This window comes from Cupriavidus sp. 05T42, assembly GCF_056396345.1.
On record NZ_JBFTLH010000040.1, the window covers coordinates 1 to 10,299 of the forward strand.

Genomic DNA, 10,299 nt, shown 5'->3' on the forward strand with positions numbered 1-10,299 from the left:
CAGGTGCTGCTGGAATGGCAGCGTGACTGGAAGAACAAGGAAACGTACGACGCCGTGACCGGCCTGGCCAAGCAACACTCGGGCGCCTACGGCATGGGCATCGACTACGCCTACACGATGGTCCACAAGGCCGCGCAGCGCACGCAGACSCCGCACGCGTCGATCGCSCCGGTGCATGCGCCGGTGACCGAATACTGATATCCAAGGTGGGTGGCGCGGCATCAAGAGCCGGGCCACCCTGACTGGGCACAGGCAAAAAACGGTAGCCGCAATGACATGCAATCACAAACTTGGTCGTAAGCTGGAAATGGCTGCCGTCGCCTTCGCGACGGGGTTCTCCTCTCACGCGCACACCTCTTCGTCCCTCGGTATGCTGGCTGGAACACTGGCGGTTTGCGCCATGATGACCCAGCGGTTTGTTTATCCAGCGCTTGCGCGCAATGCGCGCATTGCCGCCGGGGCGCCATGCAGGAACATGTCTACCTTCTGACGGATCATGGCGTCCATGTCGGTCGGGACCTTGAGACCGTAGATCCACTTGCGGACGCCGATATAGAAGATGGCCGCGTGCAGGCTCCAGATCATCTCGATCTCCGCCTCAGTCTCTTCAGCTTTGCGCGGTGCCTCAATCCCGAATGCGTCCCTGACTTCGGCCAGCACAGGCAGGAAGACCTTGCTGCGCAGCTTGCCGAGGTACTTCTTGTTGATGCCTTCGTGCGTCAGGCCGGCAAAGATGAACAGCCGGATCCATTCTTCGCGGAGGATCACCGATGAATAGTCGAGGTAAAAAGCATGGAGCCGCTCCGCCAGTGGCATCGAGCGGTCGGTGATTTGCCGATCCCAGTCAGGACGCCATTGGAAGACCTCGTTGTACACGCGCTCGATGAGGGCTTCCTTGCTCTCGAAATAACGATAGAGCAGGGGTTGCGTCACACCGATCTGTCGGGCCAGCTCCCGGGTACTGCCGCCAAAGCCGTTTCGGGTGAAATGTTCGATCGCCTTTTCGACGATCTGCTTCTCGCGTTCCTCGGGCAGCAGCCGTCGCGCAGACTTGACGGGCGGCTCTTCCGTGGTCGATCCAGTACCTGAGTCCATGACGTTCTCTCTCGCCAATGCGATGCCGATGATGTCCGGATTCTACCAATCGACCGATAAATGGGAAGATGGGCGACTGCAGAAGGTCTGCGCCGCCCGCTCCCGATGGTGGCTGCAGCCTAGTTAACGGTCTTCCTGCCGAGGCCCAGCTCACAATCCACGCGCTGATTCTGATACGCCGCGCGTTCCCATGCCCCCCGTGCCGACCGGTCGGTCACCGAGAATACGTAGATGCCGGCAAATGCCACCAGCATGGAGAACAGGGCCGGATATTCGTACGGATAGATGGCCGAGGCGTGCCCCAGCACCTGCACCCAGACGGTCGGGCTCAGGATCGTCAGTACTACGGCCGTGATCAGTCCGAGCATGCCGCCGACGACCGCGCCGCGCGTGGTCAGCCCGCGCCAGTAGATCGACAGCAGCAGCACGGGAAAATTGGAACTGGCGGCGATCGAGAATGTCAGGCTGACGATGAAGGCGATGGTCTGCTTCTCGAACAGGATGCCGAGCAGGATCGACAGCACACCCAGCACCAGCGTCGTCATACGCGACACCCGCATCTCGTCCTTGTCGGACGCCTTGCCCTGGCGGATCACCGTCGCATAGAGGTCGTGCGAGATGGCGGAGGAGCCCGCCAGCGTCAGCCCGGCAACCACGGCCAGGATCGTCGAGAACGCCACCGCACAGATAAAGCCGAGGAAGACGTTTCCACCCACCGCATGAGCAAGATGCACGGCCACCATGTTGACCCCGCCAATCACGGCGCCGGCGCTGTTGTGGTACAGCGGATCCTGGGCGACCAGCGCGATCGTGCCAAAGCCGATCACGATGATCATGGCGTAGCCCATGCCGACGATGCCGGTGGCGTAGAGCACGCTCTTGCGCGCGGCCTTGACGTTGCTGACGGTAAAGAAGCGCATCAGGATGTGCGGCAGGCCGGCAGTGCCGAAGATCAGCGCCAGGCCCAGCGACACGGCTGACACCGGATCCGAGACCAGGCCGCCGGGACGCATGATGGCGTCGTGCTTGCCATGTGCGGTGATGGCGTGCTCGAACAGGGTATTCAGGCTGAAGCCGAAGTGGCGCATGACCATGAAGGCCATGAAGGCGCAACCGGCCAGCAGCATGACGGCCTTGATGATCTGGATCCAAGTCGTGGCCAGCATGCCCCCGAAGAACACGTAGACCACCATCAGCACGCCGACCAGGACCACCGCCGAGGTGTAGTTGAAGCCGAACAGCAGCTCCACGAGCTTGCCGGCGCCCACCATCTGCGAGACCAGGTACAGCAGCACGATCACGATCGAACTCAATGCCGAGAAGCCGCGGATAGGCCGCTGCCTGAGCCGGTATGACAGCACATCGGCCAGCGTGTAGCGCCCCAGATTGCGCAGGGGTTCGGCGATCAGGAACAGGATGATGGGCCAACTGGCCAGGAATCCGATGGAATAGATCAGGCCGTCGTAGCCGCTGGTAAAGACCAGCGCCGAAATGCCGAGCAGCGATGCGGCAGACATGTAGTCGCCGGCAATCGCCCAGCCATTCTGCATGGCCGTGATCTTGCCGCCGGCAGCGTAGTGGTCGGCCACGCTGTGGTTGCGCTTGGCCGCCCAGCGTGTCACGACCAGTGTGGCGGCGACAAACGCGACGAACATGGCAATGGCGATCAGGTTCAGGCCCTGCCCGACCGGTGGCGTGGCCGCCAGGGCGGGAGTGGCCGCGACAAGCGGCGCAAGCAGGAGGGAAGCTGCAATCAAGGCGCGGTTCATGACGGTTCTCCCTCGCGGATCTGCGCAATCATCTTGTCGTAGACGGTGTTGCTGCGATACACATAGATGGCCACCAGTGCGAAGGTGAAGGCGAACATGCCGAACCCGATGGGTATGCCGACGCTCATCGGCTGGCCTGCTGTCAGCGGCGCAGCAAGCAGGTCCGGACGAAAGGCCAGGGTGAGAATGAAGCCGAAGTAGACCGCCAGCATCGCGGCGGTGAGCGACCAGGAAAAACGACGGCGCGCGCGCTGCAGACGCGCGAAGCCTGGCTCGCTCAGGAGGGGATGCGGGACCACGGGCGGGTCCGTTTCGGCAAGATCAAGATGGATTGGATAGGCGGCGGCTTGGGGCATGATGTTGTCTCCGGTACGTTGTTTTGCGGCGTAGGTCAGAAGCGCCGTGAGACGGCGGTCTCGCGCATGACTGCCTCGGGCGTCCGATAGCGTTCGGCCATCTCGCGATCCTGTTCACCCTTGAGTTGCGCCTGCATATAGGCCCCCAGATGGCGTGCGTGCTCGACGACCGCCCGGCCTACCTGGACGCGCTCGGTGCTGTACGCCTCGAGCGCCGTTTCGACGGACGGATGTCCGGCCAGCGCGTGGACCAGTGCGATGGCGTCGCCGGCCGCTTTCGTGACACCCATGCCGCAATGCGGGCGAGCCACGAACGCGGCGTCGCCCAGCAGCGCGATTCGGCCGAAAGCCATGCGAGGCACGGTCAGGTCGAAGATCGGCTGGAATAGCGGTTGGGGGGTCTTCGTGACGATTTCCGCGAACTGCGGCGCCAGCAGATCGGATGCGGCGCTTTCCATGTCGTCGAGCACCTCGGGGCGGATCAGGCTCGGCGGAATGCCATTGGCCCAGGTCTTGCCTGCAACGTCGGTCAGCAGGTCAGGGAGTTCGTCTTCCTCGCGCGTGGCGCGATACCACACGAAGTTGTAGCGGCGGCGGCCCGGCGCGATGCTGTTGCCGTCGCCCGCCACCGGATAGCCAAGGATTTGCTCGTGAGCCGGCAGGCAGAAGGCAAACTTGTCGAAAATGGCCGCGTGCGTGCCGGGCGAAATATCGGCCTCATCGACCAGCCCGCGCCAGGCAACATATCCGGCGTACTCCAGGCCGACCGAAGGCAGTAGCTGTTCGCGTACCCCCGAGCGGAAGCCGTCGGCGGCAATGACCATGTCGGCCCGGTGCGTCGAGCCGTCCTGCAGCGTGACGACCGCATGGTCGGCATGAGAATCGACCGCGGTCACGGTTGCGCCGGTGCGATAGGCGCCGGAAAACGCCTTGCCCAGCACGTCATACATCTTGCCCCAGGCCGTCAATGTCTGGGGCATCTGGCGATCCGATACCACAGCGCCATCGCGGGCGAGTGTGACCCGGGTATCGACGTGAACGCCAATGCTGTCGTCGACGACCACGCCGGCGGTGGCCAGTGCCTCGAACAGTTCCGGGTGCGTGACGATTCCGGCGCCACGCCCGGTCAACGCTTCGGGTGTCCGCTCGAAGACCTCGACCTCCCAGCCTTCGCGCTGAAGCATGCTGGCGGCAAACAGACCGCCGAGCGATCCGCCGACGACGATCGCCCTGGGTTGCCTTTGCAGTGCGGATTTCATGCCTCGACTCCCGTTGTAGCTTGCGCCGGATGCGGCAATGCCAGGCCCTCCACCTCGGTGGATGGGTAGTTGAGCTCGATCGTGACGCCCGAAGGATCCTCAATGAAGACCTGATGGAGGCCAAGGCTCGGGACGGTGCGGTCACGCCAGGCGATGCCCTCGGCGCGGAGGGTGTTCCACATCTGCGCGACGCCAGTGGCCAGGAAGGCGATGTGGTCGAGCGTGCCGGTGCCGGTGCCGGATGCGGGCAGGGACTTGTCGCCGAGGTAGGCCGCCAGCCCCGAAGGATTGGCGGGATCGATGCCAATGATGTGCACGCATCCGTAGTCACGCTCGTCGTCGCCCATATAGAGCCAGGCGCCGGGAAAATCGAACGGGGGGCGGTAGCCACGCCGGAAGCCCAGCACGCGTCCGTAGAACGCGCAGGACCGTTCCAGGTCGGTGGTGCGAATGGAAAAATGCGCAAGTTTGGTCAGTGCCATCGTCGCCTCCTTTAAATTATCGATCGATCAGTGATCGGTTGATAAATGATAGGGCGGAAGGCGCGACAGGCCAAGGGGCGGGACGGGTGGGACTTACCCTGATTCGACGAGCTTCCGCGCGGTGTCGCGCCTGGCTCACAAAGCAGGTCGGATCAAGGAGTGGCATCATCTGCCGGAACGCGAGCGTGTCGCATAGTTCATATCGCGATCTGCATCACGCTTCCCGAATGACCAATCGTTATCAATCGATCATCCCTGGAAGATGGACAAGCTGCTTGCACTGAAGATGTTCGTGGAAACCGTGGATGCGAAGGGCTTCTCCGCCGCAGCACGACGCCTGGAGCTGGCCACATCGTCGGTCACGCGCGCGCTCGACGGCCTTGAGGCATCACTGGGGGCGGTCTTGCTGAATCGGTCCACGCGGCTCATCACGGTCACGGAGGCCGGCGCAGCCTATTACCAGCAGGCCCGGAAGATTCTGGATGCCGTGGAGGAAGCCGACGCGTTGATTGCGGATCGGGGCGAGGAGCCGGTTGGGCGCTTGCGCGTATCGCTACCCGTGGCGTTTGGGCGGCGATGCATCGCCCCCTATCTTGGCGATTGGCTGGCGAAGTTTCCGAAACTCGAGGTCGAGGTGACGCTGACCGACGACATCGTCGACCTGATCGGCGAGCGGATTGACCTGTCCGTCCGGCTGGGCAGCCCGGCGTCTTACGATAGTGTMATCGCGCGGGAGATCGGCAGCTTCCGCCGTCGCGTGGTGGCTAGCCCGGCCTATCTGGAGAGCCAGGGTGTGCCCGCTGAGCCCGGCGAGTTGCTCCATCATCGCTGTCTGCGATTCAGCTATGGCGCGCGGGATCAGGTGTGGACCTTTCGCCAGGACGGCAGTGAGACGACAGTTCCGGTCAATGGCCATTTCCGCAGCAACAACGCCGAGGTATTACGCGAGATCGCGCTGGCGGGCGGGGGCATCGGCCTGTTGCCGGACTGGCTCGTCGATGACGATATCGACAATCGTCGGCTGACGCCGTTGTTTGACGCATGGTCTGTCAATCCTGACCAGACAAGCTCCGCCATCTCTGCGCTGTATCTGCCGAACCAGCGCGGCTCGCGGCGGATTGCCGCGTTCCTGACATTCCTGGCGACATTGCCCGGGCCGACACGCCGCCAGGAATGACTCAGGCAAGTGCCGGATAGTCGGTGTAGCCGACAGTCGTGCCGCCAAAGAACGTCGCCGGATTGGCGGCATTCAGCGCCGCCGAGGTCTGGAGACGGCGGGGCAGATCGGGATTGGCGATGAACGGCCGTCCGAACGCGACGATGTCCGCGCGCCCGTCGGTAATCGCACGTTCTGCGGAGGCGCCGTCGTAGCCGCCAGCCACCATCAGCACCCCGTGGAATTCGGCACGCATCCTGCGCATGATGGCATCCCAGCGCGGGTCAGCCGCCTCGTCCTTGACCGTACCGACCATCGCCGGCTCCACCAGGTGCAAATAGGCCAGCGACTCGTCGTTGAGGCGGCGTGCGATGTAGGCGAACGTGGCCTCAGGCGTGGCATCGCCCATGCCCATGAAGCGGCCCATCGGCGTGAGCCGCACGCCCACGCGCTCCGCACCGATCTCGGCCGTCACGGCGTCCACCACCTCCAGTAGCAGGCGCGCGCGGTTCTCGATGCCGCCGCCATAGGCGTCGGTGCGAAGGTTGCTGTCAGAGTTGATGAACTGGTCCAGCAGATAGCCATTTCCCGCATGGATTTCCACGCCGTCCATGCCCGCCTCCATGGCATTGTGCGCGGCCCGGCGGTAGTCATGCACGATCGCCGCGATACCCTCCACGGTCAGTGCCTGTGGCGTCGGGATGTCGCCCCACACGCCGTTCCCGTCGGCGTCGACGATGAACGTCTTGCCGGGCACCGGGAGCGCGCTCGGCGCCACCGGCAGCGCGCCGCCGGGTTGAAACGACGGGTGCGAAACCCGGCCAACGTGCCACAGTTGCAGGAAGATCCGGCCAGCTTCGGCATGGACGGCGTCCGCCACGGCACGCCAGCCCTCGACCTGCTCGGCGGTGTAGATCCCAGGGGTCCACGCATAGCCCTGGCCTTGCTGCGAGATCTGGGTGGCCTCGGTAATGATCAGTGCCGCTGAGGCGCGCTGCCGGTAGTACTCGACATTCATGGCATTGGGCACATTACCGGGCTGGCCAGCGCGCGAGCGCGTCAATGGCGCCATGGCGACGCGGTGAGTCAGTTGCAGCTGCCCGATTGTGATGGGCGAGAACAGAAGGGATGTCATGATGATGACTCCGGTCAATGAATGGTTCGAAGAAGGAGCGAGCTGCTCAGCGGCGCGAAGCGAGGGCCATGGCCAGCAGCGAGACCAGCGCAAGACCACTGCCCGTCGCGACGATGCCGGACCAGCCGATATGCGTGTAGAGCACGCTGGCGACGGCCGATCCCACCGCGCCCCCGGCGAAGATGGCGGTCATGTACAGCGCGTTCAGGCGTCCACGGCTGGTGGCATCGAGCGCATAGATCGCACGCTGACCCAGCACCATGTTCATCTGCACGGCAAAGTCGAGCACGATGCCGGTCAATGCAAGCCAATAGACGCCGCCTGTGCCGCCGACCATTCCGGGAAGGAAACTGATGACAGCAGCGATCATCGCCAGGTAAGAGGCGATGCGCGTATGGCCCGAATCCGCCAGCCGGCCGGCGATCGGTGCCGCCACAGCGCCCAGCGCGCCAACCAGTGCAAAGACGCCAATCTGCGATTGCGAGAGGCCATAGTGGCTGACCAGCTCGAGGGGTGCGGCAGTCCAGAACAGGCTGAACGCGGCAAACAGCAGCGCTTGGTACAGCGAGCGCTGGCGCAGCACCGCATAGCGCGTGAACAGATGCCACAGGGAAACCAGCAGGCCGCCATAGGTGCCGCGATGCTCGGGCATGCGGCGCGGAATCGTCGCTGCGATGATGGCCACCGTCGCCAGCGTCATCGCGGCGGCGATAAAGAACACCGCACGCCAGCCGAAGGCCTGTGCCAGCAGGCTCGACAATGGCCGGGACAGCAGGATTCCGGAGAGCAGGCCGCCCATGATCGTGCCCACGGTGCGCCCACGCAGCGCTTCGGGCGCAAGGTGCGCCGCCAGCGGAATCAGTATCTGCACGCTCACGGAGCTCAGGCCAAGCAACAGCGACACCAGCAGGAACAGTCCTGGCTGCGACGCGGTGGCGGCGCCCACAAGGCTGATGGCGGCGGCCACGCCACTGATCAGCAGCAGGCGCCGGTTCTCGTGCAGATCTGCCAGCGGCACCAGAAAGAACAGACCGACGGCATAGCCGATCTGGGTCAGCGACACGATGACGCTGGCGCTTTGGGCCGACAGCCCCACCGTCGGCGCAATCATCTCGATGATGGGCTGGGCGTAATAGAGGTTGGCAACCAGCACGCCGGCACACAGCGAAAACAGCGCGACCAGCGCGCCGGACATCGGGGCTGGCGCAGGCGCGGCGCCGGGCATGAGGGGGGAAGTTGTGGATTCCATGGCGTTGAGGGACAGGTTGCAATGGGGAGAGCTTAGGCGCCGGAAAGCGCAATTTGAATCACAACGGGGAGCAAATCAGCGTTGCGCGGGATGCAACGCCTCCCTCGGTACTTAGGGCGCGATCCTGGCCTGCAGCGTCTCGCCGCCCAGTGGCATATCGCGCAGCCTCACGCCCGTGGCATCGACCAGTGCGTTGCCGATGGCACCGGCGGTCGGGCCCATCGCGGCTTCCGCCACGCCCCGGGAATGGTGCGCCTGGACGATCGATCAGAGGCACATTGACCTGCGTGGGGTACCGCCGAGACCCGCATGATTGGATAGGTTCCCCAATCGAAACTGCGAATGCCGGTCGTGTCGAAGCGCAACTGTTCATAGAGTGTCCAGCTGGCAGATTGCAGGATGCCGCCCTCGGGTTCGCAGCGGCGCCATGCCGGATGCCCGGCAACAGGAAATCGCCGCAAGCAGCCCGGACTGGCGGTGCGACGCCGTCGAATTCTTCGTCACGCGGATCTCGTTCGATTCCCTCGACAAGGCGCGTGCTGCAAGTCTGAGCGATGTACCGACCAGGCTTCGCCTGCCCGAGGCGGACATTGATCGCCTGATCGATGCGGGAAGGGATGCGATCCTCGGCAACCCGGTGATCCGCGAGTTCGAGCGCGAGGCGACCGGGGCGCGACAGTCCAGCGCCCCAAGAAATAACGGCCGCGATCTCTCGCGGCCGTTTTTGCTTTCCAGCGGGGGTTTTTACTGCGCCGATCCCGCCGCCGCCGTACCCGCCACCTTCGGCACCGCCGGTGCGGCCCGTTCCATGAAGAACGCGCCACGCAGCTGCGAGGTGGCCGCGCGGGTGCCTTCGTCCACGGCGCCCATCAGGTTTTCATATTCCGGGGCCTGGTCCCAGTCGCCCTTGGCGGGATTGTGGTTTTCCACCCTTTCATACCATTCGAGCTTGTTGGTCGACAGGTCCACCAGCTGTCCGGTCAGGGAGATCAGGGCCGTCGGCGGGGTCAGCGGCAGGAAGCCGTAGTAGTTTCGGACCGTGCCCAGCGAGGTGGCGCTCACCAGCAGCAGCTTGTCCGCCTTGTACTTCCGGGCCAGCGGGCGATAGTCACGCAGCGCCACGCCATCGCCCGAGCCCTCCGTGAACTTGGAGAGGGACTCCGTATCGATCGGCTCCTCGATCATCACGACCTTGATCTGGCGCGATTCCAGGCCCTGGGCGAATTCCTTGGGCAGGCCGCTCACCTTCGAGAAATCCTGCTTCTGCAGGCGGTCGACGATGGCCTTGGCGTTGGCCCGGTTGATGGCGTAGTCCAGGATGCCCTGCGCGCCCAGCATGACCTGGTTCGGCTCGGGCAGCTTCTCGAGGGCGACCGCGACGGTCTTCTCCTTGTTCTCGAACAGCGCGCTGGTGGCCGGAATCGGCTTCTGTACCACTGCGCAACCCGCGAGGGCGGTAACGGCCAGCAGCAGCCCGGCGAGGTAACGACGACCCATGGTTTCTCCTGTTTTTATCGGATGAGGGAAAGACATGAGATCGATAACGTCCGGCAGGGCCTGACATTGAGCCCCGGGAAGTGGGGTAGACATGCCCCGGGGGTCGCGCGGCGGCGTAGAGAGATCTAATTTCAAAAAATTTGAATAACTACGTGAGACTTCAGCGGATTTACGTCACTTATCGCCCCGTATAGTTCATCCCATCGCAACGCCACAACAAAACAACGGCGAACAGCGAAAAGCAATAAAACTGAACGAATCAACCTTTAGCTACCGGAGAAACCACCATGTCGAACGCCAC

General features: G+C 63.8%; 9 protein-coding genes and 2 pseudogenes. 2 read left to right on the forward strand and 9 right to left on the reverse strand.

The annotated features are described in order from the left end of the window. Positions 1–198, forward strand: a pseudogene (locus AC1EJR_RS26995) (hydrolase); the annotation flags it as partial. A 222-nt stretch (positions 199–420) separates the two neighbouring features. On the opposite strand, the gene AC1EJR_RS27000 reads toward AC1EJR_RS26995, so the two are convergent. From AC1EJR_RS27000 to AC1EJR_RS27020, 5 genes are all read right to left on the reverse strand, one after another. Next, positions 421–1,095 (reverse strand): TetR/AcrR family transcriptional regulator, encoded by a 675-nt coding sequence (locus AC1EJR_RS27000; protein ID WP_477113915.1) that lies wholly within the window; start codon positions 1,093–1,095, stop codon positions 421–423. Between the two features lie 119 nt (positions 1,096–1,214). Then, positions 1,215–2,864, reverse strand: a complete 1,650-nt coding sequence (locus tag AC1EJR_RS27005) for a cation acetate symporter (RefSeq protein ID WP_092291726.1) — start codon at positions 2,862–2,864, stop codon at positions 1,215–1,217. Next, positions 2,861–3,220: a DUF485 domain-containing protein gene (locus AC1EJR_RS27010; protein WP_441593816.1), complete on the reverse strand. Its 360-nt coding sequence runs from the start codon at positions 3,218–3,220 to the stop codon at positions 2,861–2,863. The genes AC1EJR_RS27005 and AC1EJR_RS27010 overlap by 4 nt, the downstream gene beginning before the upstream one ends. A 35-nt stretch (positions 3,221–3,255) precedes the next feature. Continuing rightward, complete coding sequence (locus tag AC1EJR_RS27015; protein WP_477109047.1) at positions 3,256–4,479, reverse strand: FAD binding domain-containing protein; 1,224 nt, start codon at positions 4,477–4,479, stop codon at positions 3,256–3,258. Continuing rightward, positions 4,476–4,961 (reverse strand): VOC family protein, encoded by a 486-nt coding sequence (locus AC1EJR_RS27020; RefSeq protein WP_477113916.1) that lies wholly within the window; start codon positions 4,959–4,961, stop codon positions 4,476–4,478. Before AC1EJR_RS27020 ends, AC1EJR_RS27015 begins: the two co-directional genes overlap by 4 nt. A 262-nt stretch (positions 4,962–5,223) precedes the next feature. Here AC1EJR_RS27020 and AC1EJR_RS27025 point away from each other — a divergent pair, with 262 nt between their 5' ends. Beyond that, positions 5,224–6,138, forward strand: a complete 915-nt coding sequence (locus tag AC1EJR_RS27025; protein ID WP_092291734.1) for a LysR family transcriptional regulator — start codon at positions 5,224–5,226, stop codon at positions 6,136–6,138. Between the two features lies 1 nt (position 6,139). Here AC1EJR_RS27025 and AC1EJR_RS27030 read toward each other — a convergent pair whose 3' ends face one another. From AC1EJR_RS27030 to AC1EJR_RS27045, 4 genes and pseudogenes are all read right to left on the reverse strand, one after another. Continuing rightward, positions 6,140–7,252, reverse strand: a complete 1,113-nt coding sequence (locus AC1EJR_RS27030) for an alkene reductase (RefSeq protein WP_477113917.1) — start codon at positions 7,250–7,252, stop codon at positions 6,140–6,142. 46 nt (positions 7,253–7,298) lie between these two features. Next, positions 7,299–8,501, reverse strand: coding sequence for an MFS transporter (locus AC1EJR_RS27035; RefSeq protein WP_477113918.1), 1,203 nt, complete (start codon positions 8,499–8,501; stop codon positions 7,299–7,301). Between the two features lie 111 nt (positions 8,502–8,612). Continuing rightward, positions 8,613–8,917 (reverse strand): annotated as a pseudogene (locus tag AC1EJR_RS27040) (xanthine dehydrogenase family protein molybdopterin-binding subunit); the annotation flags it as partial. 328 nt (positions 8,918–9,245) lie between these two features. Beyond that, positions 9,246–9,998 (reverse strand): hypothetical protein, encoded by a 753-nt coding sequence (locus AC1EJR_RS27045; protein ID WP_092291740.1) that lies wholly within the window; start codon positions 9,996–9,998, stop codon positions 9,246–9,248. Positions 9,999–10,299: the final 301 nt, after the last annotated feature.